Source organism: Dehalococcoidales bacterium (assembly GCA_041656115.1).
Lineage (GTDB): Bacteria > Chloroflexota > Dehalococcoidia > Dehalococcoidales > UBA5627 > UBA5627.
This window is the reverse complement of the sequence record JBBAED010000002.1, coordinates 212,673-238,905: the sequence shown is the minus strand read 5'-3', so window position 1 is coordinate 238,905 and position 26,233 is coordinate 212,673. Positions and strand designations below refer to the sequence as shown.

The 26,233-nt window shown below is 43.4% G+C and carries 30 protein-coding genes, 4 tRNA genes and 1 other annotated feature; of the genes, 20 read left to right on the top strand and 14 right to left on the bottom strand.

Annotation, left to right across the window (positions count from 1 at the left end; all coding sequences use genetic code 11):
- Positions 1-69 precede the first annotated feature (69 nt).
- A complete protein-coding gene (gene rsfS, locus WC958_02430; protein MFA5629101.1) occupies positions 70-384 on the top strand; it encodes a ribosome silencing factor in 315 nt (104 codons plus the stop codon).
- A gap of 2 nt (positions 385-386) precedes the next feature.
- Here rsfS and ndk read toward each other — a convergent pair whose 3' ends face one another.
- The 4 genes from ndk to thiL form a co-directional block, all read right to left on the bottom strand.
- Entirely contained in the window at positions 387-809 is a 423-nt protein-coding gene (gene ndk / locus WC958_02425; GenBank protein ID MFA5629100.1) for a nucleoside-diphosphate kinase, read from the bottom strand.
- An 82-nt stretch (positions 810-891) separates the two neighbouring features.
- The gene (gene tsaB, locus WC958_02420) at positions 892-1,596 is read right to left on the bottom strand and encodes a tRNA (adenosine(37)-N6)-threonylcarbamoyltransferase complex dimerization subunit type 1 TsaB (GenBank protein MFA5629099.1); all 705 of its coding nucleotides are present in this window, start codon (positions 1,594-1,596) and stop codon (positions 892-894) included.
- 3 nt (positions 1,597-1,599) lie between these two features.
- Positions 1,600-2,085: a tRNA (adenosine(37)-N6)-threonylcarbamoyltransferase complex ATPase subunit type 1 TsaE gene (gene tsaE / locus WC958_02415; GenBank protein MFA5629098.1), complete on the bottom strand. Its 486-nt coding sequence runs from the start codon at positions 2,083-2,085 to the stop codon at positions 1,600-1,602.
- Complete coding sequence (gene thiL, locus WC958_02410; GenBank protein ID MFA5629097.1) at positions 2,078-3,073, bottom strand: thiamine-phosphate kinase; 996 nt, start codon at positions 3,071-3,073, stop codon at positions 2,078-2,080. The genes tsaE and thiL overlap by 8 nt, the downstream gene beginning before the upstream one ends.
- A gap of 438 nt (positions 3,074-3,511) precedes the next feature.
- Here thiL and WC958_02405 point away from each other — a divergent pair, with 438 nt between their 5' ends.
- Positions 3,512-4,237 (top strand): DUF362 domain-containing protein, encoded by a 726-nt coding sequence (locus WC958_02405; GenBank protein MFA5629096.1) that lies wholly within the window; start codon positions 3,512-3,514, stop codon positions 4,235-4,237.
- A 50-nt stretch (positions 4,238-4,287) separates the two neighbouring features.
- Here the strand turns inward: WC958_02405 and WC958_02400 are convergent, their stop codons facing one another.
- The 3 genes from WC958_02400 to rnc form a co-directional block, all read right to left on the bottom strand.
- Positions 4,288-4,581 carry an acylphosphatase gene (locus WC958_02400; protein MFA5629095.1) on the bottom strand — a complete coding sequence of 98 codons (294 nt, stop codon included), beginning with the start codon at positions 4,579-4,581 and terminating at the stop codon, positions 4,288-4,290.
- A 17-nt stretch (positions 4,582-4,598) separates the two neighbouring features.
- The gene (locus WC958_02395) at positions 4,599-4,742 is read right to left on the bottom strand and encodes a hypothetical protein (GenBank protein MFA5629094.1); all 144 of its coding nucleotides are present in this window, start codon (positions 4,740-4,742) and stop codon (positions 4,599-4,601) included.
- Positions 4,743-4,804: 62 nt separating this feature from the next.
- Positions 4,805-5,506 (bottom strand): ribonuclease III, encoded by a 702-nt coding sequence (gene rnc, locus WC958_02390; GenBank protein ID MFA5629093.1) that lies wholly within the window; start codon positions 5,504-5,506, stop codon positions 4,805-4,807.
- A gap of 138 nt (positions 5,507-5,644) precedes the next feature.
- Here rnc and WC958_02385 point away from each other — a divergent pair.
- Positions 5,645-5,718 (top strand) — tRNA-Gln (locus WC958_02385).
- 717 nt (positions 5,719-6,435) lie between these two features.
- Here the strand turns inward: WC958_02385 and WC958_02380 are convergent.
- The gene (locus WC958_02380; protein ID MFA5629092.1) at positions 6,436-7,548 is read right to left on the bottom strand and encodes a site-2 protease family protein; all 1,113 of its coding nucleotides are present in this window, start codon (positions 7,546-7,548) and stop codon (positions 6,436-6,438) included.
- Between the two features lie 257 nt (positions 7,549-7,805).
- On the opposite strand from WC958_02380, the gene WC958_02375 reads away from it, so the two are divergent.
- The 16 genes from WC958_02375 (at position 7,806) to WC958_02300 (ending at position 18,033) form a co-directional block, all read left to right on the top strand.
- A complete protein-coding gene (locus WC958_02375) occupies positions 7,806-8,243 on the top strand; it encodes a universal stress protein (GenBank protein MFA5629091.1) in 438 nt (145 codons plus the stop codon).
- 46 nt (positions 8,244-8,289) lie between these two features.
- The gene (locus tag WC958_02370) at positions 8,290-9,699 is read left to right on the top strand and encodes an MFS transporter (GenBank protein MFA5629090.1); all 1,410 of its coding nucleotides are present in this window, start codon (positions 8,290-8,292) and stop codon (positions 9,697-9,699) included.
- A gap of 163 nt (positions 9,700-9,862) precedes the next feature.
- Complete coding sequence (locus WC958_02365) at positions 9,863-10,576, top strand: metal-dependent transcriptional regulator (GenBank protein ID MFA5629089.1); 714 nt, start codon at positions 9,863-9,865, stop codon at positions 10,574-10,576.
- A 26-nt stretch (positions 10,577-10,602) separates the two neighbouring features.
- A complete protein-coding gene (gene feoB / locus WC958_02360) occupies positions 10,603-12,579 on the top strand; it encodes a ferrous iron transport protein B (protein ID MFA5629088.1) in 1,977 nt (658 codons plus the stop codon).
- A gap of 150 nt (positions 12,580-12,729) precedes the next feature.
- Positions 12,730-12,802: transfer RNA gene (locus tag WC958_02355), tRNA-Thr, on the top strand.
- 38 nt (positions 12,803-12,840) lie between these two features.
- Positions 12,841-12,928: transfer RNA gene (locus WC958_02350), tRNA-Tyr, on the top strand.
- Positions 12,929-13,015: 87 nt separating this feature from the next.
- A tRNA-Thr gene (locus WC958_02345) sits at positions 13,016-13,088 on the top strand.
- Between the two features lie 18 nt (positions 13,089-13,106).
- Positions 13,107-14,315 carry an elongation factor Tu gene (tuf, locus tag WC958_02340; protein ID MFA5629087.1) on the top strand — a complete coding sequence of 403 codons (1,209 nt, stop codon included), beginning with the start codon at positions 13,107-13,109 and terminating at the stop codon, positions 14,313-14,315.
- Between the two features lie 12 nt (positions 14,316-14,327).
- On the top strand, positions 14,328-14,498 hold the full coding sequence (gene rpmG / locus WC958_02335; protein MFA5629086.1) for a 50S ribosomal protein L33: 171 nt from the start codon (positions 14,328-14,330) through the stop codon (positions 14,496-14,498).
- A 24-nt stretch (positions 14,499-14,522) separates the two neighbouring features.
- The gene (secE, locus tag WC958_02330; protein MFA5629085.1) at positions 14,523-14,741 is read left to right on the top strand and encodes a preprotein translocase subunit SecE; all 219 of its coding nucleotides are present in this window, start codon (positions 14,523-14,525) and stop codon (positions 14,739-14,741) included.
- Between the two features lie 14 nt (positions 14,742-14,755).
- A complete protein-coding gene (gene nusG, locus WC958_02325) occupies positions 14,756-15,334 on the top strand; it encodes a transcription termination/antitermination protein NusG (protein MFA5629084.1) in 579 nt (192 codons plus the stop codon).
- A 35-nt stretch (positions 15,335-15,369) separates the two neighbouring features.
- Complete coding sequence (gene rplK, locus WC958_02320) at positions 15,370-15,792, top strand: 50S ribosomal protein L11 (protein MFA5629083.1); 423 nt, start codon at positions 15,370-15,372, stop codon at positions 15,790-15,792.
- A 1-nt stretch (position 15,793) separates the two neighbouring features.
- Complete coding sequence (gene rplA, locus WC958_02315) at positions 15,794-16,504, top strand: 50S ribosomal protein L1 (GenBank protein ID MFA5629082.1); 711 nt, start codon at positions 15,794-15,796, stop codon at positions 16,502-16,504.
- 21 nt (positions 16,505-16,525) lie between these two features.
- Positions 16,526-16,661 (top strand) — a sequence feature (ribosomal protein L10 leader region).
- 18 nt (positions 16,662-16,679) lie between these two features.
- Positions 16,680-17,204: a 50S ribosomal protein L10 gene (gene rplJ / locus WC958_02310; protein MFA5629081.1), complete on the top strand. Its 525-nt coding sequence runs from the start codon at positions 16,680-16,682 to the stop codon at positions 17,202-17,204.
- Between the two features lie 41 nt (positions 17,205-17,245).
- Positions 17,246-17,629, top strand: a complete 384-nt coding sequence (gene rplL, locus WC958_02305; protein ID MFA5629080.1) for a 50S ribosomal protein L7/L12 — start codon at positions 17,246-17,248, stop codon at positions 17,627-17,629.
- A 152-nt stretch (positions 17,630-17,781) separates the two neighbouring features.
- Complete coding sequence (locus tag WC958_02300; protein MFA5629079.1) at positions 17,782-18,033, top strand: hypothetical protein; 252 nt, start codon at positions 17,782-17,784, stop codon at positions 18,031-18,033.
- Here WC958_02300 and WC958_02295 read toward each other — a convergent pair.
- From WC958_02295 to WC958_02270, 6 genes are all read right to left on the bottom strand, one after another.
- Positions 18,001-18,726, bottom strand: a complete 726-nt coding sequence (locus WC958_02295) for a DUF502 domain-containing protein (GenBank protein MFA5629078.1) — start codon at positions 18,724-18,726, stop codon at positions 18,001-18,003. The two genes, WC958_02300 and WC958_02295, sit on opposite strands and share 33 nt — an antisense overlap.
- 18 nt (positions 18,727-18,744) lie before the next feature.
- Positions 18,745-20,271, bottom strand: a complete 1,527-nt coding sequence (locus tag WC958_02290; protein MFA5629077.1) for a YifB family Mg chelatase-like AAA ATPase — start codon at positions 20,269-20,271, stop codon at positions 18,745-18,747.
- Positions 20,272-20,324: 53 nt separating this feature from the next.
- A complete protein-coding gene (locus WC958_02285; protein ID MFA5629076.1) occupies positions 20,325-22,061 on the bottom strand; it encodes a YgiQ family radical SAM protein in 1,737 nt (578 codons plus the stop codon).
- A 136-nt stretch (positions 22,062-22,197) separates the two neighbouring features.
- Positions 22,198-22,443: a thioredoxin family protein gene (locus WC958_02280; GenBank protein MFA5629075.1), complete on the bottom strand. Its 246-nt coding sequence runs from the start codon at positions 22,441-22,443 to the stop codon at positions 22,198-22,200.
- Positions 22,444-22,458: 15 nt separating this feature from the next.
- The gene (locus WC958_02275; protein ID MFA5629074.1) at positions 22,459-23,496 is read right to left on the bottom strand and encodes a permease; all 1,038 of its coding nucleotides are present in this window, start codon (positions 23,494-23,496) and stop codon (positions 22,459-22,461) included.
- Positions 23,497-23,871, bottom strand: coding sequence for a metalloregulator ArsR/SmtB family transcription factor (locus WC958_02270; GenBank protein ID MFA5629073.1), 375 nt, complete (start codon positions 23,869-23,871; stop codon positions 23,497-23,499). It abuts the gene before it with no gap.
- A 129-nt stretch (positions 23,872-24,000) separates the two neighbouring features.
- Here WC958_02270 and WC958_02265 point away from each other — a divergent pair, with 129 nt between their 5' ends.
- A complete protein-coding gene (locus tag WC958_02265) occupies positions 24,001-26,211 on the top strand; it encodes a UvrD-helicase domain-containing protein (GenBank protein ID MFA5629072.1) in 2,211 nt (736 codons plus the stop codon).
- Positions 26,212-26,233: the final 22 nt, after the last annotated feature.

Here is a 26,233-nt window from a genome sequence, read left to right as displayed (position 1 = left end):
TAATAAATCATACGATATCAATTTTTTTGGAGGCCGCAACTGGAAGGTATAGATTTAGCAAGAAAAATAGTGGAAATCGCCAGCGATAAGCAAGCGATTGACATCAGTTTATTGGATGTAAAGGAAATATGCGGCTTTGCCGATTATTTTGTGCTTTGCAGTTGTGATTCCGAAAGACAAATAGATGCCCTCGCCGGAGAAATAATCAGCCTTTTGAAAAAGGAAAACGTCTATCCGCTGCACAGGGAAGGGACCCCCGAATCGGGCTGGGTGTTGGTGGACTATAACGATGTCATCGTCCATATACTCTCTCCCCAAGAGAGAGAGTATTACAGACTTGATGAGCTTTGGAAACAAGCAAATCCGATAATTCGGATTCAATAGCTTTAACAGCTAAAGAGTTCGTCTTTTGAGAAGAAGAGATTAATCTCGTTTTTCGCTGTTTCAACCGAATCGGAGCCGTGGATTGAGTTGTGTTCGATATCTATTCCAAGGTCTCCTCTGATAGTTCCTTCTGCGGATTTAGCGGGGTCGGTGGCGCCCATAATTTTGCGGATAACTTCAACTGCGTTTTCGCCTTCAAATACCGCCGCTACAATCGGGCCGGAGCTGATATATGCGGTAAGGTCTTTAAAAAAGGGTTTCTCTTTGTGCGGGGCGTAGTGCTTTTCGGCAAGTGCCATATCCATATGCAGCATCTTAATGCCGATTAACGTTAAGGATTCATCCTCAATACGTCTGATGATTTCACCCGTCAGCCCTCTTTCGGTTGCATCGGGTTTAACAAGAATCAGTGATCTTTCTACCATTTCCATCCTTCTTTTTAATTTATTATCGTATTGTATCTGTCTATTATTCTATATTTTGAGGTTAATATTCAAATTGCGAAAATCAGAGTTCGCTTTCCGCTTGAGGAGTCATATTTTTATGCTGTGTAATCGGCGGCTTTTTTAAATAAATCGGTTGCAAAGAGGCTGCGTCATCATAATTACCGGATTCGAGTTTGCGATACCCCAGCTCGGCAAGAAGACCCGGGCGGCGCAAACGCACGGCGGGGGAGGGGATTAGCGCCTTATCGCCCAATTTTTGTATTAATTCCTCAATTGCAGCAGGTTTAAGTTCTCCGCAAAATAGGGTTTTTGAATTTGTTTGTTCGCATAATTCGGGGATTGTTGTAATATGCTCAGCGGTTAATTTTTGCCAGTCGCCATCAATTTGGCGAAATAACGCCGCGGCAACCTCGGTTCTTCCCGCATTTATAATTGGGCATATCGGCAGATCGCTAAAACCGTACCCGTATGCGGTTACCTCGAGGGTGCTTATTCCGACGAGCGGAATCCCCAATCCGTATGCAATCCCTTTGGCGGTACTGACCCCGACACGCAAACCGTTAAAACTGCCGGGGCCGATAGCTACAACAACCCCGTTAAGTTGTTCAAACTTAATCTCGGCTTTACCCATTAATTGTGTAATACGGGGCATTAGCTGGACGGAATGGTTTTGCCCGCAATTCCAGGTAAGTTCCGATAATATATTTAATTCGTCCGCTATTGCAATCCCGGCAATATCTGTTGATGTATCAATTGCTAAATGCATTATCTACTCCGTTCGGTGTTCCAATTCGTTAATCAGCCGATTATATCTTTCGCCGTATGCTCTAAGTATAATTTGCCTTTGATTATTATCCAAATAGTTTATTTCGATTCCGAGGTGTTCATCGGGGAAAAGCGACATACTGCGGTTGGCCCATTCTATTGTGCAAATGCCTTTCCCGTAAAGGTAATCATCAAGCCCGAGATTGGCAATTTCATCGATATCTTCCAGCCTGTAAAGATCCAGATGGTATAAGGTGAGCCGCCCGTACAATTCGCGTACCAATACAAAAGAAGGGCTTAGCGTATATTCGTTAATATCCAAACCGTAAGCAATCCCCTGTGTCAGGCAGGTTTTTCCCGCCCCCAAAGCCCCGCTAAGCAGAAAAATGTCTCCCGCCTCCGCAAGCTCTCCGATTTTTTTACCCAAGCTAACGGTTTCTTCGGGAGACTTACTTATCATTATAAGTTCGCGCTTTGATTTATTATCCAAAATGGTTCCATCCTTTATTCGGCGGGGTATAAATTTCACCCGTACTGTCTGTTAAGTTTATTTGGCGGTTGTCATCGGCAATAATCTTACCGATAACCGTAATTCGACAATCCGTCTGTTTTTTTATCTTTTCAATAACTTGGGGCTCGGCGGTAAATAACAATTCGTAATCTTCGCCCCCCGAAAGCGCTAAATCGATTGCGTTTTCTCCGAAAGCGGCCTTTAACTCCGGGTGAATGGGGATGCTCTCAATTTCTATTATTGCCCCCACGCCGCTTGCTTTACAGATATGCCCAAGGTCGATAACCAAGCCGTCGCTTAAATCCATGGCGCATTTTACGCCGCCGGCTGCCAGTTTTTGCCCTTCCTTTATTCTGGGGTAGGGCTGATTAAGGCCTTCTGTAAGCGGTTTTTTTATTTCATCTGCAAATGTAAGGTTATCTTCAATTATTTTCAGTCCGCCGGCGGCCGCGCCCAAATCGCCGGTAACGGCAATTAAATCGCCGGGTTTCGCTGCTGAACGAGTTAACATAACATTAGGGTCGGCGCTAACACCGTACACAACCGAATCAATAAAAAGTAAAGGGGCTTTACTGATATTCCCGCCTATAATTTTTGTACCGAATTTGTTGGCAAGTTCCAAAATTCCTTTGTAGATATCTAAAACATACTCGGTTTCCGTTTCTGCGGGCAAGGCCAGCGAAAACAGTGCATATTTGGGGATACCACCCATTGCGGCGATATCGCTGAGGCTAACGGCGAGTGCCTTCCATCCCAGTGCGTTGGGAGTGGTGTTTTTGGTTCTGAAGTGGATATTTTCAACCAAGCAGTCAACTGTTATTAGGCTCATTGCGTCTTTATTCTTCCAAGCGGCGGTATCATCACCTATATTTAAAATCAGGTTTGCATCCGCTGCGGTTGAATCCTTTTGAATCAGCTCGGCTATTTTATCAATTAAATTAAACTCGCCCAAGTCTTTTATTTCCATATTGCAATTATAACACGTGCAAATATACTGACAAAAATACAACTATTTTAAAATTAGTGCTAAAATAAGCGTTTAGGGCTTGAAAAAGGACTTGACTTGAGTGGTAAAATAAGTAATAGGGATTTGCGGGGTGAAAAGTCCTGCTCTATCTTTATTATTGAAGTAGTCAGTGTAGGAGTTGAGTTTTAGATTGTTTGTTTTTTAATTAGCAATAATTGAGTGATCCGGTTATTTCGCCCGTTAGGGGCTTGTAGGTATATTAAACGAAATTATCGGTGTGTCCGTTTTAGAGGTTGCACCCGGTTCTTGTTAAAGTCAGCGCTACTTTTAAGGTTATTAGGGGAGCGTGATTTTGCTGTAAGTTTTACTGTAATCTACTGCCGGATTTCTCATAACTGGTATGTGGTTTTTTATTTTACCTGATAGGAGAAATTGAGTTTGATTTATAATAATTCCGATTTTGTTTTTAAGGCGCCGTCAATGTTGTCGAGGGCTCGCCGTGTTTTGATAAAACCAATGGCCGGATATCCGGTTTCATATCCGGTAACCACCAGCCGCGAAATGATGGCTACAATTATAAAAGGGATACGAAAGGTTTCCGATGCCGATATCCTGATTTTGGACGGAACGCCGAACGGTGCGCCGATTGCCCCGATTTACCAATCGTTGGGTTACGATTTTCCGAGGATAATTACGCTTGATGTTAACGATTGTGTTTGGGTTGAAGTCGATAACCCGCTTATTAAGCCGCTGGCAGTGCCGACTTTTTGGATTCCCAATGTGGTTTTATCAAGTGATTATCTGATTTCCGTTTCGCCTTTGAAAGTTGTAAACGGGTTTGGTCATTTAAGCATTATGAATTTGTTGAGCCTTTTGCCAAGCAAGAAATACGGTTCCGGCGGCGGTTGGCGTGACCTTTACAACTTGGGGATTGAAAAAGTAATTACGGACCTCTATTTTACGATGCCGTTTGATTTGGGGATTGTTGAAGCGCGCCAGAAATTTATTACCAAAGACGAACCGGCTAAGGGTGAAATAGAAGAATGCGGCAAGATCTTTATGGGCGATTTGCATGACATCGATCTTGAAATTTCGCATACGCTGGGGATTAAAACAAACTATTTGGATTTAATTAAGGAGTCTGCAGCCGATCTTGATTTATAGATAGTCATTTTTGGCTTGCGGAAATGCGGTTAGCACGAGTGGGGCGGGGTTTAATATCTGATTTCGAAGTTTGTGTAACTGCCTGCGGCATCCCCGTAATCCGTTGTTAATTTTTCCACAACTGCCATACGGGGGCCGGTTTTAAGTTGGCTGATAAGTTTTTCAAGCTGTGTTTTTGTGCCTTCGGCATAAACCTCGACGGTCCTGCCATCAGACAGGTTCTTAACGTATCCGGTTAAACTCTCTTTTTGGGCACCGCGATACGCAAAGTCTCTAAACCCAACTCCTTGAACCCGCCCGTATACAAAAACCCTTGCGGAAACCTTATCAGCCGTGTTAGCCATTATACATTTAGAAAACCTTAGTCTTCTTCATCTTCCTTGCGTTTCTTCTTTTTAATTACATCAACAACCGGTGATTGTTCCAGCATCTCTGAAACGCCGGACTTTTTGGTATCTTTTTTAGGTTTTTTGGTTTCATGGTGTCGAATATCCCTTCTTCCCATCAATCTCCTCCTTTATAATTAACCGTTAAAAAAGTTTATCAAATCAAATTTTAGCTGTAAAGTTATTTTAGCTTTTTGAGTGCGATGCGAGCGGCTTCCGTTTCGGCCGTCTTTTTGCTTTTTCCGGTTCCTCGCCCAAGCAGGGTGTTACCGGCTCTTACTTCCGCCGTAAAAATCCGATCGTGGTCGGGGCCGCTTTCATCAACTATGTAATATGCGGGGGTTTCTTTGTTTTTGCCGGTGCGCGATTGAAAAATATGCTGCAAGCGAGATTTGTAATCAGCACAATTATCGGTTTTACTGCGGGCTTCGATTTCCGTCTCAAAAAGCTTCAAAAGGAAACCGCGCGTTACTTCCCACCCTTGGTCCAGATAGATCGCCGCAACAACTGCTTCAAACGAGCCGGCAAGGTTAGCTTCTTTATGCCGTCCGCCGCTGGTTTCTTCCCCTTTGCCGAGTAAAAGGCAATCCCCAAGTTCTAATTTTTGGGCAATTTCTGCGAGTGTCGAGGTGCAGACCAATGCCGCTCTAAGTGCGGAGAGCTCTCCCTCGGTATATTGGGGATACTTGGCATATAACTCTTCGGCAATAACCACATCCAATATTGCATCTCCCAAAAATTCCAACCTTTCGTTGGATTCGGGTGCAACCGCCGGATACTCGTTGACATAAGAACTGTGCGTTATCGCCAGTTTGAAAAGGGCTTCGTTTTTGAATTTAACGGCGATACATTTATTACTGGCTTTCGGAATGTTCAATTTCATATCTCCCAAGAATAATATAACATAAATTGAGAGGGAATTGTTGCCAAAATTAAAAATTACAAAAAATTTACCTATACCCCCAGAGGGAAATTCAAACGTTGCCTTCAAATCCTCTCCGTGATATAATTTTTGGCGTACTGGGGATTAGTCTAGTGGTAGGACAGCGGACTCTGGATCCGCGTGGAGAGGTTCGAATCCTCTATCCCCAGCCAAAATAAATGGCAGTATTACAAACTATGAGGCATGAAGACTACCGTTAAAAGGACATTATCGGTACTTTTTGGTTGGTTGATTTGGTCATTTTCTGTCATCGTGACCAATTTCTCAATATCTGTTGGAATTGAACCCCCACTCTTACTTTACTTACTTTGGATTGTCGGATTATCCCTTTCCATTTACGGTTTTTATCTCTGGGCAGAATTGAAAGGGTATTCTAAAGCCTATATGTTAATGGGTATAATTACTCCTATAAGTATCCTCATTTTTGCCTTAATGGATAACAAAAAATCTCCGGTTAGCCGTATGCAAAAGTTTATAGAAAGCAATTGTATTGATTGCTTGTATTTCAAAGATTCTGTGTGTACCTTAGAATCATCGGCGAATATACATGGTGGGTATTGCTATTCATTCAAGTCCAAAAACACGAGCTTTTGAGAGTGTTTTAAAGTATTACTTAGGTAATTAAAGGCTAACCTTTGATACTTTTGGATTTGTTTCTTGTTGCAAGACTCGGATTCAGTAACTAATCTATTATAGATATGTAGACGGTCTCATACGCACTCAAATGCCAAACTGGGCATCCGAAGCGGGTCGGGCATGTCTTTAACCCCTAAAACGTCCTAATCCCATTGAATAAGAAAGACTTTACGGATGGCCTCCCAATCGGCTAACCGATATGATGATTGTCAATTGAATGGCAATAAATTACGTTAAGCTTTCCTGTTAATAAATCCGGCTAAATCCTCGTAATCCACCAAGCCGATTATTTCTCCGTTTGATACGACAGGCAATTGGTCTGCGCGTTCTTCTTGGAACAAGCTTAACGCTTCCAATAATCCTGTTTGCGGCATAAGTTGTCTTACGTGTGAAAGCGGTGTTAAAACCTCAATCGCCAGGGTATAAGCCCAATATTTCTTATCCAAACCGCGAAGCCGATGCATATTCACCAGCCCCAAAGTTTCATCTCCGGAGGTTAATACAAGGTAACTTTTGCGGTTGTTTTTGATGTAAGTATTATACATATCTTCAATACTGATATTGGCCGGTACCTCGATATAATTGGTATTCATTAAATCCGCAACCGTATGATTTTGTAATTTTTGATGGACGGATACTTGTTTTGAACTGCCGGAGGCGGCACTGCTTAAAAACCAACCGATAAAAGCCAGCCACAGTCCGTTTATTGTAAAACCGCTGAAAAAGAGGACTGCCCCGGTTGCAATCATTAAATAGGCAATGACTTTACCGATATTTGCAACCAATTTGGTTGCTTTTTGCTGGTTTTTGCCAATCTTCCATATAATTGCCCGAAGCACCCTCCCGCCATCCAATGGGAAACCGGGGAGCAAGTTAAATGCCGCCAGCATTAAGTTTGTTAGCCCCAACCAGAAAGAAATTTCGGCAATCCCGTCAAAGCGCGGAGAGGGTAAAAAGAAATAGACCAGCCAAAAAATTATTCCCAATGCGAGGCTGGTAAGCGGCCCGGCGATTGCAATTTTAAATTCGACACCCGAACTTTCGGGCTCTCGCGAAATATGTGCCAGCCCGCCGAAAATAAATAATGTTATTGATTTCACCGGAATACCAAGTTTTTGGGCGGTGATACTATGCCCCAGCTCGTGCGCCAACACGGAAGCAAAAAATAAAAGACTGGTTATAACCCCGGCTAAAATCGATTGCTTTAATTCCCAATCTGGGAATACAGAAGGGAAATACGAGCCTGCCAGAGACCACGTTATTAACAGAAATATAAAAAACCACGAGAAATCTATATTGATTGAAATCCCCGATAATTTCCCGATGCTAATCTTTCCTTTTGACATTAAAATCCTCTTTAGTGCGGCTTAACAAGCCTAATATTTGAGTTTAGTCTTTTAATCTTACGATTGTCAAAAAAATATTTTCAAATTCTTAGATTTTAAAAATTAAAGAATATTGCATTGTGTCATCAAAGTATGTATAATACCGTACATAAAAAATAGTACAAGATGTGATGGGCTATCCACCGAGTCCTCTGGGCCTATGTTTTCTATCTGCGCCGTAAGGCTTTAGATAAGTTGGTATTAAAGGAGGAAACTTGATGTACAAGAAAATTTTGGTTCCGCTTGATGGCTCTAAAGTAGCCGAAGGGGTTCTACCGCATGCCAAAGCACTGGCATATTCCGAAGGAGCCGAACTTATTCTGATCAATGTCGTGGCAAATCCCGCTTTTGAATTTGCTTTTTCGGCCCCATCAATTGCCGCACAAACTATTGCAGAAGAAGAGGCTCGTGGCAGGAAATACATTTCAGAGGTCGAAGAGCGGTTGAAATCCGAAGGTCTTAAAGTGTCTGCTCTTATTAAAGGCGGTTCTCCGGCAAATGCTATTTTAAGAACCGCTACGGAAATCGGGGCGGATATTATTGCCATGTCAACCCATGGACGTACCGGCCCAGCGTATTGGGTAATCGGTAGTGTTGCCGAGAAAGTGGTACACCATTCCAAAATTCCCGTAATGCTGATCCGCTCATATGATTAGTATTACCTTTGCTCAATTTTAAAAATCTTAAATCGAGAGGAAGAAGATGAATTCTCTGGCAGAATCAGCAAAAAATGGAGTGCAAAGCATTCGAAAAGTTATTTTTGCTTCGTCTGCGGGTACTGTCATCGAATGGTATGATTTTTATATCTTCGGTTCGTTGGCGACAACGCTGGCAAGCAAATTCTACACTACCGGCACGCCCGTAGGTGATGTTATCGCCTGGCTGGGTACTTTTGCAATCGGGTTTATGGTGCGCCCTTTCGGAGCCCTCTTTTTTGGCCGTATAGGTGACTTGTTTGGGCGTAAATTTACATACGTTTTAACAATTGCAATTATGGGCTCCGCTACTTTCATTATCGGTTTGCTGCCCACAAAGGCCGTAATCGGTGTCTGGGCGGGTATCTTGTTAATTGTTCTTAGGATACTTCAGGGGTTGGCCCTCGGCGGGCAATACGGCGGGGCAGCGACATTTGTTGCCGAACATGCGCCGCAAGGAAGACGCGGTTTTTATACCAGCTGGATTCAGACTACCGCGACACTGGGTCTCTTTTTATCGCTTGGCGTAATCCTGGTTGTAAGATTGGGTTTGGGTGAAGCCGATTTTAACGAATGGGGTTGGCGTATTCCTTTTATGGTTTCAATCTTATTGGTAATACTTTCGGTTTGGATTAGAAGATCTTTGCGCGAATCTCCGCTTTACCAGCAGATGAAAGTTTCTAAAACAATTTCCAAAAATCCGCTTAAAGAAAGTTTCACCAATCCGTACAACTTAAAATGGGTTTTGATTGCGCTATTCGGCGCTACAATGGGGCAGGGTGTTGTTTGGTACACCGGGCAATTCTATTCTCTGTTCTATTTACAGCAGATTTTTAAGGTACCTTTAGTCGAATCAAACATTATAGTTGGTGTAGCCCTTGTTCTGGGCGCTCCTTTCTTTGTTTTCTTCGGATGGCTTTCCGATAAAATTGGCCGAAAGAAAATAATGCTTGGAGGTATGCTGCTTGCCGTTTTAACTTACTATCCTATTTATGGGGCTATGGCTGCTTTTGCTCCCGTTGACCCCGGGCAGTATTTCCTTTTCTCGTACCAGGGTTATAATATGGTAGCGCTGTCGGCGTTGGTATTTATCCAGGTTCTTTACGTGACCATGGTTTACGGCCCGATTGCGGCTTTCCTTGTTGAACTTTTCCCGACGAAGATTCGCTATACTTCAATGTCGTTCCCGTATCATATCGGAAACGGTGTTTTCGGCGGTTTGGTTCCCATGATCGGTTTGGCGTGGTTAACGGCAACAGGTAATAACTTTGCCGGTATCTGGTATCCGATGATAATCGCCGCAATTTGTTTCGTTGTCGGTTTGGTTTTACTTAAAGAAACAAATAAAATTGATATCACCGACGAAAATTCTTCGATGTCCGCTACATGCGAAGCGGCGAGTAAGAATTCCGCATAACAGAATTATCTACATAATTTTACAGACAGACTTGAGCCACGGGGATAACCCCCGTGGCTCGGTTTATTTTGCCTTAAATCGATAATTACATAATTAAAGTATTCTTGACATAGAAATTGCTCCATGTTATTATTTAGGCATTCCTAAATTATGGGGGAAAATCATGAATAGCAGTGTCGAGGAATACCTCAAAGCTATCTATAACCTGACTCGCAGCGGTAAGTCGGCTTCCACCTCTGATGTCTCAAAGCGGTTGAATATTTCGCCGGCCAGCGTTACCGAAATGTTTAAAAAACTGGCGGAGGAAGGTTATATATCCTATTCTCCTTATCGCGGTGTTACGCTTACCGAAAAGGGAGAAGCTTTCGGTAAAAAAATGGCGCGTAAGCATCGTTTGTTGGAGAGGTTTCTGCACGACACGTTAAAAATAGGTAAAGATAAAGTTCACGAAGAAGCATGCGCGATGGAACACACCCTTTCGGATGAAGTCGAGAGGGCTTTGTGTTTAACGTTGAAATATCCCGACACCTGTCCGGATGACGGAAAAACGATTCCGCCCTGTGATTTTGATTTTTCCACTTGTCAGGAGTGCAAGGAATGGGACAGCACCGATATTGATGAATTGCGAAGGCGTAAAAAGGGTGTTGTGTCGCTGTTGGAATTAAAAAATCACGGTAGGGCAACTGTTGCATTCGTGCGTGGCGGAGGGGAAATGTTAAGACGTCTTTGTGATATGGGCTTAACCCCCGGAACCGAAATTTGCGTTACAAGAATCGCACCCCTTAAAGGGCCGCTGGAAATAAGCGTAAGAGGCACCAAATTGGCTTTAGGCCATCGAATTGCCGGCAATATTTTTGTTGAAAAATTGGATGGCTAACAGCCGAATGATGAGAGGGAGATTAAATGAAAAACTCTGCTAAATCTTTAACATGGAAAGGTGCCGCGTCCGAGGGTGATAGCGATGCTAAAAAATTAACATTGGCGCTGGCGGGCAATGTTAATGTCGGAAAAAGCACTATTTTTAACCAGTTAACGGGTTTGGTTCAGGAAACCGGAAACTGGGGCGGTAAAACCGTTGATATTAAAAGAGGAACTTTATCTCATCATGGGTTGCAAATAGATATAGTAGATCTCCCCGGCATTTATTCGTTTGCCACTTATTCAACCGAAGAACAAATTACTCAGGAATACATATTAACGCAACGGCCTGATGTAATAATTAATGTTGTCGATGCGACATCGCTTGAAAGGAACCTTTTCTTTACCCTTCAGTTAAGAGAGATGGGACTACCTGTTGTTACCGTTCTTAATTACGGAGACGAAGCCAGGAAGAAAGGGATTCATGTTGATGCAAAGCTGTTGCAAGAATTGTTGGGCATACCTGTTATAGAGGCGATTGCCGTAAAAGGTATCGGCGTTCACGAGCTTGTGGATGCGGCACTGGATTTAGTAAAAAATCCTCCCCAACAAAATAACGGAAAATTAGAGTACGGTAAAGAGGTTGAGCAAAGGATCTCCCAAACTATTGCTTTATTGGGTGAAGGGCTGTCCGAAGATGTTCCCAAATGGCAAGCAATCCAATTTTTGGAAGGGAATTATTCATCAATAACGGCTGACAATAAAAATCTGTCAGATATTACCGCAAAGGCTCAAGAACTGGCCGGAGAGCTGGTTGCGATGCACGGCGAGGATATTACAACTATAATTTCAGCTGAGCGTTTTGCGCTTGCGGCATCGATTGCAACAAAAGTAACCGCCTCAAAACCGCCCGCCAAAAAATTCTCCGATTTGATGGATTCAATTGCATTACATCCTATTTTCGGCTATTTTATGTTTTTTCTGACGCTATCGGTAATCCTAATATTCGTTTCCTTTTTCGGGGAATGGTTTTCGGATTTGGTTGAAGGGTTCTTTGAAAGTATTAAACCGGTAATTACCGGCCCTGCGATGGATATTTTCTGGAATGGTGGCGTAATCGGTTTTTATGCCGCCCTGATTGTGGCAATAGGTTTTATCCTTCCCTTCTTTTTGATTCTTAGTTGGCTGGGGGAAAGCGGTTATCTGCCCAGAATTGCGTTTTTAATGGATCGCCCGTGTCATACAATCGGTTTACATGGTATGTCCAGTATTCCGCTGATTATGGCGCTTGGGTGCAATGTGCCGGCCTGTATGGCTTGCAGGGTGATGAACAATAAAAGAGACCGCTTGATTGCCACGTTTTTAACTACCATGGTGCCTTGTGCGGCAAGGACTTCAATCGTACTCGGGTTGGTTGGGGCTTTTATCGGCTGGCAATGGGCAGTCGGGCTGTTATTTTTCCAATTCCTTTTAATTTATGTTGTTGGGTTGATATTGGGCAGGATTATGCCCAGCACCGCTCCGGGTATAATTATGGAAATCCCCGAATATCGTTGGCCGCGGCTCAAAAATGTATGGCGGCAAGCATGGTTTAGATTCAGGGAATTCTTGGTAATCGGCGTGCCTTTGATTGTTATCGGCAGTGTTGTTATTGAAACCATGAACGTTTATAATTGGTTGGAGTACCTTACCAACATATTGGCGCCCGTAACGGTAAGCTGGTTGGGGTTACCGGCCTTTACCGGGGTATTGCTTATCTTCGGTATTCTTCGTAAAGAAGCTAACCTGGCGCTGCTGTTTTCTTTTGCCGGCGGGGCGGCTATTACATCTATAATGTCACCGTTACAAATGGTTGTATTTACAATAGTTATCCTGATTTATATCCCCTGCATTTCGACTATTGCGGTGCTTTTAAAGGAAACAGGCGTCAAAGCAACGACTTTAATGGTTTTGGGAGAAATTACGCTCGCAATACTGATTGGCGGGGTTGCTTACAGGGTTTTGGGGCTTTTTATGTCGTAGTCGTAAAATTACGCGACGGTTCTCTGCCCGTTTCTGAACAAGTTTCGGTGTTTATCAGCCTGATAAACAGAGCGTTTAACTTGACTAGTTGCAATCGTTTCCCTATAATAGCGTCCTGTTGACATTTTATCTCATTTCTGTCAGAATAGTGCCCGAGTAGCGCAATGGTAGCGCAACCGACTTGTAATCGGTAGGTTAGTGGGTTCGAGTCCCCTCTCGGGCTGTTCCTACTATTTTTTTGTGCTTATGTGTTATTAACAAGGAGAGGTGCCGGAGTGGTTAATCGGAGCAGACTGTAAATCTGCCGCTCGGAAGAGCTACGCAGGTTCGAACCCTGCCCTCTCCACCATCCCAAACTTTATACTGGACATTCTGTCAACAAAATAGATATAATACTATAATAAAATACAAACATAATTAGATAAGGAAAGGAGATGCCCACATAGCTCAGCAGGCAGAGCACGTTCTTGGTAAGAACGGGGTCATCAGTTCGATTCTGATTGTGGGCTTAAATCAAAGGGGGAAAAATGGGAAAACAAAAGTTTGATAGAACAAAACCACATTGTAACATTGGCACCATTGGTCACGTTGACCATGGCAAGACCACTCTGACGGCAGCTATTACCTATATTTTATCCAAACAGCCGTGGAGTAAAACCGAGTATCGTGCATTTGATAGCATCGATAACGCTCCGGAAGAAAGAGCACGTGGTGTTACCATTGCTATTTCTCATATTGAATATGAAACCGAAAACAGACACTATGCACATGTGGACTGCCCGGGTCATGCTGACTTCGTCAAGAACATGATTACCGGTGCCGCTCAGATGGACGGGGCGATTTTGGTAGTCAGTGCCCCCGATGGTCCTATGCCTCAAACCAGAGAGCACGTTTTGCTTGCTCACCAGGTTGCGGTTCCTCGCATGGTGGTTGCCCTTAACAAAGTTGATGTTATGCAAGACCCCGAACTTTTGGAACTTGTTGAAATGGAAGTCAGAGAACTTCTTACCAAAAACCACTACGACGGCGATGAAGCTCCTATTACTCACGTAAGTGCCCTTAGAGCATTGGAGTGCGGTTGCGGAAAACCCGAATGTCAGTGGTGCGGAGCCATTCTTAAGTTGATGGCGACTGTTGACGAGTACATTCCTATTCCCGAAAGAGCTACCGATAAGCCTTTCCTGATGTCGATTGAAGACGTCTTTAGTATTAAAGGGCGCGGTACTGTTGCTACCGGTAGGGTTGAAAGAGGCGTTGTAAGACCCGGTGATGAAGTTGAAATCGTTGGCTTAAATCGTGATCCTAAGAAGGTTATTGCAACCAGCCTTGAAATGTTCCATAAATTCCTGGATATCAGTGAGCCCGGTGACGCCGTTGGTGTTCTTTTAAGAGGCGTTGAGCGTGAAGATATCGAGCGCGGACAGGTATTGGCCGCCCCCGGAAGTATCAAACCGCACACCTATGCCGAAGCCGAGGTTTATGTACTTTCTAAAGAAGAAGGCGGCAGACATACCCCGTTCTTTAACGGTTACAAGCCGCAGTTCTATATCAGAACCACCGATATTACCGGTTCTATTGAATTAGAGCCGGGTGTGGAGATGGTGATGCCCGGTGATAATACCAAAATGAAGATTAAATTGATTTATCCGGTAGCCCTTGAAAAAGGTTTAAGTTTTGCAATCAGAGAGGGCGGCAGAACAGTCGGTGCCGGAACTGTTACTAACGTTATAGAATAAGAATAAAATAGTATGGCTAAGAAAAAGACTGATGCTCGTAATGTGATCCATCTTGCATGTACTGAGTGCAAAGAGAGAACGTATACGACCGAAAAGAATAAAAGAAACGACCCGCAGAGGTTGGAGCTGAAAAAGTATTGCCCTCGTTGTCGTACCAGTTTGCTCCACAGGGAGGTAAAGTAATCCTTCTTTAAAGGGGGTAAACTTATGGCTCAGACAACGCAGCCCATCAGTAAAAAAGGGCAAAAAGGTAATTTTTTCGGTAATATTATATCCGAACTGAAGAAGGTAACATGGCTTTCCAGAAGGGAAGCCATTTACCTCACCGGTTTGGTTTTGCTTGTTTCCGTTATTGTTGGACTGGTGCTCGGCGGCATAGACCATGTGTTCAGCTTTCTTATTGGAAAAATATTTGCCGGCGGTTAGTTATTGGTAGTGTTATGCAAGAGTTAGAAATTAATAGTTCAACCCAAGAAAACGAGCAAGTGGCTGCAGACCAAGGAAAATGGTATGCGGTTCACACTTATTCGGGTTATGAAGAACGTGTAAAGAAAAATCTTGATCAGCGTGTTGGAACGATGGATATTGGTCATGATATTTTTGACGTGATTATTCCGACCGAGGATGAGATAGAAGTAAAAAACGGACAAAAGCGCACTATAACGCGTAAAATATTGCCCGGTTATATCTTGGTTCAAATGCAAATGAACGACCTCAGTTGGAATATTGTAAGGCATACCCCGGGTGTAATCGGTTTTGTTAGCGGCGGAAATAAGCCGGTCCCGCTACAGGACAGCGAAATAAAGCAAATTTTGAAGCAGATGAAGGCTGAATTGCCTCGCGTAAAAGTAGGCTTTAAACAAGGACAAAGTGTCCGTGTGATTGACGGTCCGTTTATTGATTTTATCGGAACCGTAGATGAAATAGATATTGAAAAAGGGAAAGTAACGGTATTACTTTCTTTATTTGGACGAGAAACCCCGGTTAAGTTGGATTTTCTGCAAGTAGAAAAGCTTTAAAAAGGGTTTTTGAAAGTCCCGGAGGAAATTTATAAGTGGCAAAAAAGATTAAAGCGATAGTAAAGTTGCAAATTGCGGCCGGGCAAGCTAATCCTGCGCCCCCGGTTGGTCCTGCGCTGGGTCAGCATGGCGTTAATATTATGGGTTTTTGCAAGGAATACAACGAGCGAACCGCCAAATATGTCGGTTCGATTATTCCTGTAGAGATAACCGTATATGTCGACAGAACCTTTAAGTTTATTACCAAGACACCCCCGACCTCTGATTTGCTTAAAAAAGCATTGGGGGTTCCTAAAGGTGCCGGTAATACGGGGCATGTTGCGACGTTGAAGTTGTCGAAAGAAAAACTAAGAGAAATTGCTGAAATTAAAGCAAAAGATTTAAACTCGATTGATATCGATGGTGCCGAAAAAATTGTTTTGGGCACCGCAAGAAGTATGGGGATTGGTATAGAATAAGATGGCAGAACGAGGGAAAAAATATAACGAAGTAGCAGCTCTGGTTGAAAAAGACAAAGAGTATTTACCGGAAGAGGCAGTCGAGCTGGCGAAAAAAACTGTTACCGCTAAGTTTGACGAAACGCTTGAGTTGCATTTAAAGATGGGTCTTGATCCCAGAAACGCAACACAGCAAGTGAGAGGGGTTGCCCTGTTGCCGCACGGTCTCGGTAAAAAAATACGTATTCTGGTTTTTGCTCAGGGTGAAGCGGAAAAAATAGCAACCAATGCCGGAGCCGATTATGTCGGTAACGATGATGTTATTAAACAAATCGAAGGCGGATGGCTTGATTTTGATGCGGCTATCGCAACGCCGGAAATGATGGGTAAAGTCGGTAAACTCGGTAAAATTTTAGGAAGAAAAGGGTTAATGCCCAATCCTAAAGCCGGTACCGTTGTTGTTGCCGAAGACCTGCCCAGGGTAATCGAAGATGCTCGTAAAGGGCGCGTTGAATTTAAACTGGATCGTAATGCGATTATTCACCTTCCGTTGGGGAAGATGAGTTTTGATGCCGAAAAATTGAACGAAAATATGATGGCAGTTATTGATGCGATTGTAAGAGCCAAACCGGTTGGCGCCAAGGGTCAGTATATTAAGAGTGCTTATATTGCATCAACCATGGGTCCCAGTATAAAACTGGATCTTAAAGCCGCTATGACTGCGGCCGCTTAAAATAAATTAACAATATTATATTTATTACGCCGGTCTCATCCTGAGACAGCGGGTGCCGTAAGGCTTAAATATACCTGCCGAGGATTGAGGGCATGATAGAACTTTCTGTTTTTATTAAGTCCTTGCCTCGTGGGTGCAAGGATTTTTTTATTTTGACGAATAGGAGGTGATAAGGGTGAAAAGAGCAGAAAAAGAGCAAATAGTAGAAGAGGTTCAAGATGCAATGACCAGATGTAAAGTCGGCATAATGACCGAATATCTGGGAATGAAAAACGCCGATCTTACTCTACTTAGACGTAAATTGGGCGATGCCGGGATTGACTATATGGTGGTTAAAAATACCCTGGCCAGATTTGCCGCGGATAACTCAAACAAAGGTTTCTTAAAAGAAAGCCTTACCGGACCGCTGGCGATGGCTTTCGGTTATAACGATGAAGTGGAACCGGCAAAGATTTTGGTTCAATTTGTCGATGCTTACGAAACTTCACTCAAAATCAAAGGCGGTTTTATCGGAGACCAATTACTGACCGATGAAGATGTAAAATCGTTGGCTAAAATACCGCCGAAGGATATTTTGCTTGCTCAGGTACTTGGTGCCATGCAGGGCCCGATATCCGGTTTTGTTAATGTATGTGCCGCTCCGATGAGAGGATTAGTCACTGTTTTACAGGCCAGAGCGGATAAATTAGAAGGAAAATAAATATTAAAATATAAAGTCTGGTAAAAGGAAGGTAAAATTAAATGGAAGATAAAACTCAGCAAGTAATCGATATCGTAAAAGAAATGACCGTTCTTGAATTATCAAAACTGGTCAAGGCCTTGGAAGAAGAATTTGGCGTAAGCGCCGCCGCTCCGATGATGGCTGCCGTTGCAGTCTCTGCCGATACCGGTAGTGCCAAAGCCGAAGAAGAAAAGACCGAATTTAACGTAATCCTCAAAGATGTCGGCGCCAATAAGATTAATGTCATCAGAGTTGTTCGTGAACTTACCCAGTTGGGTCTTAAAGAATCGAAAGATTTGGTTGAAGGCGCACCGAAGGCAGTTAAAGAAGCTGTCAGCAAGGAAGAGGCTGCTTCCGCTAAAGCTAAACTTGAAGAAGTTGGCGCAACTGTCGAACTTACCTAATATATCATTCGAATAAATTTATAACAGTTACATTTGAAACGACCGCCGCGATGCACGTCATTCGGCGGTCGTTTGTCTTTTTGTATCTTGAAACACCTTCTTAAAGATTGTATAATTCCAGCACAGGCAGAGTTTAACGGGAGGATCCGAAGATGCTTACTAGTGAATATGGTCCCTTGATAATCATCGGCGCTGTTTTTCTGCTTATCGGTATTGTTATTTTTAGTATCGGCAGAAAAGAAGAAAAAGATTATTGTGATGAGTTATCAAATAAGGCCGATGTGCGCAGATATATCGAACACAGGCCCGACAATATACAAGCCTGGGGGTTTAAAGTAGGCGGTTACACCGCGGTTGTAATCGGGCTGGTTTTACTCGCTATGGGGATTATCTTCTGGCTTTGAGCTATTCTCTAACATTTTGGCAATTTGATCGGGTGCCTTTATCGGAGTTTTGCCGGTAAGCACCGATTCGGGAATAATCATCCCCCCGGAGACCACCATTTTAATGCAATCGTCAATTTTTAAATCGGTGTGAATAATCTCACTTTCAGCAACAATTTCAAAATATCCCGATGTGGGCACCGGAGCCGTTGGAATATAAACCCCGTAAAGTTTTTCCCCCGATGCCGACTTAATTTCATTGGTTACAAAGGCGGGGGCAAACATTCCTTTTCTGGGGAATTCCACAAAAACAACCTCTCTAAAAGCAGCTTTGTTCATTCCGGCGCCTAAAAGTCCTTCCACGACTTGTTTGGCGCTGTTGTATAATTGCTTAAAAATAGGGAGTCGGTTAATCAGGTTTTCGGAAAAATTAACTACTTTTTTCCCTATGTAATTACTGGTAATAATCCCTACTATGTAAATTATAAGGATTGCGGCAACAAAACCAAGCCCCGTAATTGCATGATAATCAGGATTGAAATGGGTGACAATATTGGTTATTATCGGTTGAAGAACATCATCGATTTTAATAAACAGCCAGGTGACTATAAAAATTACGACTACAAGCGGAATAACAACCAAGAAACCGGCAAGGAAGTTTTTCCTTAGATTTCTAAGCAACCAGTGCACAAATCCCTCTTTTTCTTTTGCCATTAAAGCGCACTTCCTATTTTATACACTACGCCTTGGCCTGTATTGGATTGCCTCAGCAATATGATTAACCTCTATTATATCACTTTTTTCAAGATCCGCTATGGTTCTGGCAAGTTTTAGTATGCGATGGAAAGCGCGTGCCGAAAGGCTCATTTGCTTCATAGCGGTTTTTAAAAGGCTTTGCGCCGCATCGCTTGTTTTGCAGAAATCACGCACTTCTAACGGGGTCATCTCACTGTTGGCTGCCAGTGTCGAACCCTCAAAACGCCAGCGTTGAATTAGCCTGGCTTCGGAAACCCGTTCTTGCACTTTATGCGATTTTTCACCCAACCTATCATCTGAAAGTTTTTCGTAATCAATATGCGGGACCTCGATAAAAATATCAATCCTATCCAGAAACGGGCCGCTGATTCGTTTTTGATAACGCGATATCAACCCCGGGTTGCAGGTACAAGGGTGATACGGGTCTCCGTAGTAACCGCAAGGGCAGGGGTTCATTGCTCCTACCAACATAAAGTTAGCGGGGAATGTCATACTCCCGCGCGCACGGCTAATGGTAACAAGTTTATCTTCCAAAGGCTGCCTTAATACCTCAAGAATTGCCTGTCCGAATTCCGGCAGTTCATCTAAAAACAAAACCCCCCTATGGCTGAGGCTGATTTCGCCCGGTTTGGGTATATGCCCACCCCCCACCAAACCGGCATCGGAAATTGTGTGGTGCGGTGAGCGGAACGGGCGGTTACAAATTAAAGGGGTATCTTGCGGCAGCAGCCCGCTTGCGCTGTAAATACGTGTAACTTCAAGTGACTCTTCGTTTGTCATCGGCGGCAATATCCCCGGTAAAGAACGTGCCAACAACGTTTTACCGCTTCCGGGGGGACCGAACATTACAATATTGTGTCCTCCGGCTGCAGCAACTTCCAAGGCTCTTTTAACGTGTTCTTGCCCTTTTATATGGGCAAAATCGATAAATGAAGCGTTGTTTGCTACCTGTTCGGTTACCGTTGTTTTGCTGCAATCCAATTTAGGGGCGGGGATTTTACCCATCATGTAGTTTGCAATTTGGGATAAAGAAGCAAACGGCATAATATTGGCACCGTCTACCAGCGCCGCCTCTTTGGCATCAACCTCCGGAACAACAATGTTTTTAAATCCGTTTTTATGTGCCAGTGCCACCATGGATAATATTCCGTTGGTGTGCCGCAGGCTCCCATCAAGTGATAATTCTCCCAGAAAAAGGGTGTCTGAAACATCAAAAAAGAGTTGGTCCGTGCTTAAAATAATACCGATAGCAATCGGCAAGTCATAAGCGGGGCCGGCCTTTTTTAAGTCAGCCGGGGCTAAATTGGCACAAAGATGCTTTAAGGGGAAGATAAATCCTGAATTGCGAACTGCCGAGCGTACGCGCTCTCTGGCTTCCGAGACAGCGGCATCCGGCAGTCCAACGATAGCAAAAAGCGGTAACCCCGGAGAAACATCGACTTCAACTTCGACGATTGTTCCCTCTAATCCTACCAGTGCGCAGCTGTAGACTTTGGCTAACATTCCAATAATGTTACGTGAAAGCGCGGTAGCATGTCAATTATAAATCACGGCTGCTATTTGGGCAGTTTTGCCCTTCCGGCGGGCGCTTTTTGATAGGCTTTTTTTACAACCGCTTCTTTTTGTGTTTCTTTGCGGTGGGGGTCTTTTTCAACAAATAATTTTTTAGTGCTAAACGGATCGGTTTCGGTGTAATACATTAGTGCAGAATAGGTTGAGGGCGCCGGCAGGAATATCTGAACCTGTTCGGGGTTTGTTTTAAGCGTCTGCGAGGTAAAATGTTTTAACTTTTCCATATCGCCTAACGTGCACCCCGGATGAGCGGCAATTAAATAGTACGTTAAAAACTGTTCTTTTTTGAATTTCCGGTTAATCTTTTCAAACAATTCTTTAAATTGTAAAAGCAGTTTCTTTTGCGGTTTTCCCATTATTTGTAAAACGCGGTTCTCGGTATGTTCCGGGGCGATTTTCATTTGCCCTGAAATATGATGTTTTACAAGTTCTTCAAGATAACTTACACCGTACTTATTATCGTTTAAAAGTAAATCGTAGCGGACACCCGAAGCTACAAATACCTTTTTAACCCCCTTAATAAGCCGCAATTTTTGAAGCAGTTTTATTTGTGGGTCGTGATTCACCTTTAGTACCGGGCAAATTTCGGGATAAAGGCAGCGTTTATCTTTGCAACTTCCCGTTTTTAATTTTTTAGCGCATTCATAGCCGTACATATTGGCGGTCGGGCCGCCGACATCAATAATATAGCCTTTAAAATCCGGTAGGGCAACGATTTTTTCGGCTTCCGATAAGATTGATTTTTGGCTTCGCCATTGAACAGTTCTTCCTTCATGCACGCCGATGGCACAAAAATTACACTCCCCGTAACAACCGCGGTGTGTGGCAATTGAAAAGGCGATTGTTTCGAGCGCTTTTACTTTGCCTTGTTTTTCGTAGTGGGGGTGTTGCGCCCTTTCAAAATCGAGTGCGTAGATATCGTCCAGTTCCTTTTGCGACAGAGCCATAGCGGGCGGGTTGTGAACAAGGTAGCGCGTTCCGTGCTTTTGAAACATTCCCGAAGCATTTAAAGGGTCGTTATTTTGATAAAAGGTCTGAAACATTTCCGTAAATGCCTTTTTATCGCTTTTTACAACGTCGTAAGCAGGCAGTTCAATAAATTCCGATGGGATTTCCTCTTTTTTATTGGCGATATAACATAAACCCCTGATATTTGAAACGTCCCTCCCGCTTTTTAAGGCTTCGGCAAATTCCAAGGTCGATTTTTCGGCCATTCCGTAAAGTAAATAGTCTGCTTTGGCATCAAATAACACAGACGAACGTACGCTGTCCGACCAAAAGTCATAATGGGCTATTCGGCGCAAGCTGGCCTCGATACCGCCAAGCAATATCGGTTTGCTGCTTTTAAAATACTGCTTGATAAGGTTGGTATAAACAATTACGGCGCGGTTGGGGCGCCTGTTATTGATTCCGCCGGGGGTATAATCGTCGCTTTTGCGCTTCTTTTTTAAGGAAGTGTGGTTGGCAACCATCGAATCGATACAGCCACCCGAAACTCCCCAAAATAAGCGCGGTTCTCCCATGCGGGCGATATCTTTTGCGGAATTTAAATCCGGTTGGGCAATTATAGCAACTCGGTATCCGGCTGCCGTTAAAACCTTGCCGATTACGGCAACACCAATAAACGGGCTGTCGATATAGCTGTCTCCGGTTACCAGAATTATATCCGGCCGGTCCCATTTTAAGCTGTTTAATTCATCTCTTGTTGTCGGTAAGAACATTTTATATCCCTGTATTACTGTTGAATTATATCTTGCCGGCCTTATAATTGCGACTCATGCGATCTCATAATCAGAAAAACTTTGAGCCTGGAGTTTATAGCGAACATAAGAATCTGTTATCTCGGTAGGGGGCTTGTTATTTTTTTAAGGCGGTGTTGATAAAGCCTGTAATTTCTTTTTCGCTTGGCACTTTCCCTGAACTAACAACAACCTCATTAATAACCAAACCCGGGGTGGTTAAAATCGGATAATCCATAATCTTTTTGATATCTTTTACAGAATCTATCTCGGATTCAATTTCCATCTCTTGGAGAACCTTGCGGGTTCTTTCTTCCAATTGGCGACATTTTGGACATCCCGTACCTAATATTTTAATTTGCATCCTTTTCTCCTTTTATTATTTTGCAATAAACCCGAAGAGGTAACCTGTTAGAGTGGCCATTATTATTACCAAAAGAACATAAGTTAATGTTTTCTTTAATCCCATAATACGGCTTAAGGTTATTATCGAAGGCAGTGATAAAGACGGCCCAGCAAGCAGTAACGCGAGCGCCGGTCCTTTGCCCATTCCAAGGTCTAAAAATGCTTTAACAATCGGAACCTCGGTTAAGGTGGCGAAGTACATCAACGCTCCGAAAACCGAAGCGATAAAGTTACCGATAATTGTATTACCGCCTACGTAGGCGGTAACCAACGTTTGCGGGATTATGTAGGTAAGAATTCCTGCCAGAAAAACACCTATTAACAGCCAAGGGATAATTAGTTTGGTAAAGTGCAGGGTTTCGTTTAGCCATTGTATTATTTCATCTCGTTTAAACCATTGCCGTAAAATTATTGCAAGCCCGACAAAAAAGATACCCGTTACAATCCAATTCTTTGAAGCGGCAAAAATTAAAATACCTACCAACACGCCTATAAAAATAATCTGCTGCCATATAGTTTTACCTGTCGGTTCCGATTCCGGCTTCGGGAAAAGATTATCATTTCCGTTCGGGTTTTTCTTTTGAAATATAAGCTCCATAATTAAACCGATTACAACCGAAAATACAATGGCGGCTATAATTCGGGCGATACCGATATCCCAGCCGAGCAGTTTTGCGGAATATACGATTGCAAGTATGTTGATTGCCGGCCCCGAGAAAAGAAAAGCAATCGCCGGACCCAGCCCCGCCCCCCTTTTAAAAATGCCGGCAAATAAGGGCAACACGGTACATGAGCATACGGCCAATATCGCCCCCGAAACAGAGGCAACCCCGTAAGATGCCGGTTTATTGGCTTTGGGCCCGAAGTATTTGAGTACTGCAGATTGTGAAACAAAGGTTGCAATTGCTCCGGCTATAAAAAGCGCGGGAATAAGACAGGTTATAACATGCGCTGAAAGATACTCTAATAATCCGCCCCATCCGGCCTGCAGTAAGTTAATAAAAGTGTTCATTTATTTGTTCTTTGAATCAGAATTAGAGATAGCGGATAGTTTTTGCGATTTTTTTAGCCGCCTAGTATCTTCTGCACCTATTTGGTTATCTTGAAAGATATGAGAAATCGCCTGAACTATATCATCTCGAAAAAGGGTTCTTTCTTTGGTCGGCGATCCGGTATCAATGGCATAATACGTCCAAAGCCCTTCTTTTCTTTGGGTCAAAAATCCCGCTTCATATAATATTGATAAATTACGGGAAGCTCTGGTTTGTGATATTTGCAGGGCTTGCATAACCTCGCAGACACAGCACTCCCTAACCGAAAGTATATTCATAATCCTAAGACGGGTTTCATCCGACAGAGCCTTGGTTGCTTTAATAAAATCTTGCATTATCGCCTCCCATCGGTATAATCATATATGCGCATATAAGCATATAATATAATCTTTTTATTTGCTTGTCAATTTCGTTTATTCTTAAAATGACCTTAGCTGCCCTCACATGTTATAATAAACGAACTTATGGATATACTTTCCGCATTAAACCCCGAACAAAAAAAAGCCGTCGAAGCCATTAATGGGCCTGTGCTTATTATTGCCGGCCCCGGAAGCGGCAAGACACGCGTTATAACGCATCGCATTGCCTATTTAATTCGCGTTTGCGGGGTAAGCCCGCACCGTATTATGGCGGTTACCTTTACCAATAAAGCCGCCAAAGAGATGATTAACCGTCTTAATACGCTCGTTAGCGCATCGGTAAAAGACCTTACAATCGGCACTTTCCATTCAATTTGTGTGCGTATATTGCGACAGGAAGGGGCGGCAATCGGTGTTGAAAAAAGTTTTGTAATTTATGATACCGATGACCAAACCAGACTAATCAAAAAATGCTTTGAAGCATTAAATATTGATCCGAAGCAATTTTCGGCTTCTGCTGTCCTTTCGCATATAAGCAATGCGAAAAGCAAAATGTTAACCCCCAATGCCTACGGCCAACGCAGCGGCAGTTACTTTGAAGAGGTTGTTGCCAGGGTCTATGAAAAATACCAACAAATGTTAGAAAAAAGCAATGCCCTCGATTTTGACGACCTTTTAATGAAAACGGTGCAACTGTTTAAAAAACACCCTGATATTTTAGAAAAATACCGCAGCCGCTATTTGCATATAATGGTAGATGAGTTCCAGGATACCAACCAGGTTCAATATCAATTGGTTAAACTCATTGCCGGCGGGTATCGCAACATATGCGTTGTCGGTGATCCCGATCAATCAATTTATTCGTGGCGTTCCGCCGATGTTCGGAATATTCTTGATTTCGAAAAAGATTTTCCGGATGCCCAAGTGGTGATGCTGCAACAAAACTATCGTTCAACCAAGAATATCCTCGCCACGGCTACATCCGTAATTTCGGCAAACAGCCAACGCAAGAAAACCGAACTTTGGACGGATAATGAACCGGGCTGCAAAATTGAAGTCGTTGAAACCTTTACACAACAGGAGGAAGCGCTTTTTGTTGTTCGCGAGGTGGAGAAACTGCTTAGGAATAAAGAAGCCAAGCTCTCGGATTGTGCCGTAATGTATCGCACCAATGTTCAATCACGTATTCTGGAAGAAGCCTTTATCCGTTACGGCACGCCCTATAAGCTGGTAGCGGGAACACGTTTCTACGAAAGGCGTGAAATCAAAGATATAATCGCTTACCTTAAGCTGATTTATAATCCGCGTGACAGTGTTAGCTTATTAAGGGTGATTAACGTTCCGCAGCGCGGTATCGGCGAGCGTACTGTTGCTTTGCTTACCGAGTGGGCTTCTTCGCTGCATATTTCCCAGTATCAGGCCCTAAAAATGCTGGCGACATCTCAGGATTACAGCGATACCCCGTTTAACGCCCGCAGTGCGCGTTTGCTTACAGAGTTTTATAATACGATTTCCGAGTTGGAAGATTTAAGCCGCCAATTAAAATTGGACGAACTTTTTGATAAGCTTGTCGAAAAGACCGGCTATAAAGCCTATATCAAGAATTTAACCGATGAAGAAGACAGATGGGATAACGTTTTGGAATTGCGTTCGGTTGCCAAGCAATACGCCGATTACGACCCTGAAGAGGCGCTGGCAGTTTTCCTTGAGGGGGTTACGCTGGTATCGGATGTTGACGGCTTGGATGATGTTATTGATGCGGTAACATTAATTACATTGCATCAGGCTAAAGGCTTGGAATATCCGGTTGTTTTTATTGTCGGGATGGAAGAGGGGATTTTACCTCATATTCGTTCGTTTGATGACCCGGCGCAAATGGAAGAGGAACGGCGTTTATGCTATGTCGGTATTACGCGCGCCAAAAGAAAAATCTATCTTGTGCGGGCTTTCAGGCGTAATTTAATGGGTGCCAGTACCGTAAACAGTCCCTCGCGTTTTCTAAAGGATATCCCTCCGAGTTTGGTTAAAAACGGCGGTAACGGGTTTGGGCAATCTCAATCCTCTCAGGAAAGGCCGGGAAGAAACGAAGCCTATTCATGGGACAGAAGGCCGATTATTCCCGAACCGATACCCGCACCTCGCGGGGATTTACCCGCTTTAAAAGCCGGCGATAAGGTAAAACACGCCCAATTCGGGCAGGGCACCGTTATTAGCGCCAAAGCGGTCAATAACGACAGTGAAGTTGCGGTGGCTTTTCCCGATATTGGAATTAAAAGGTTGCTTTTAAGCTTTGCGAAGTTAGAAAAAGTAGAGTAATATTCTTTACATAACAATAGAC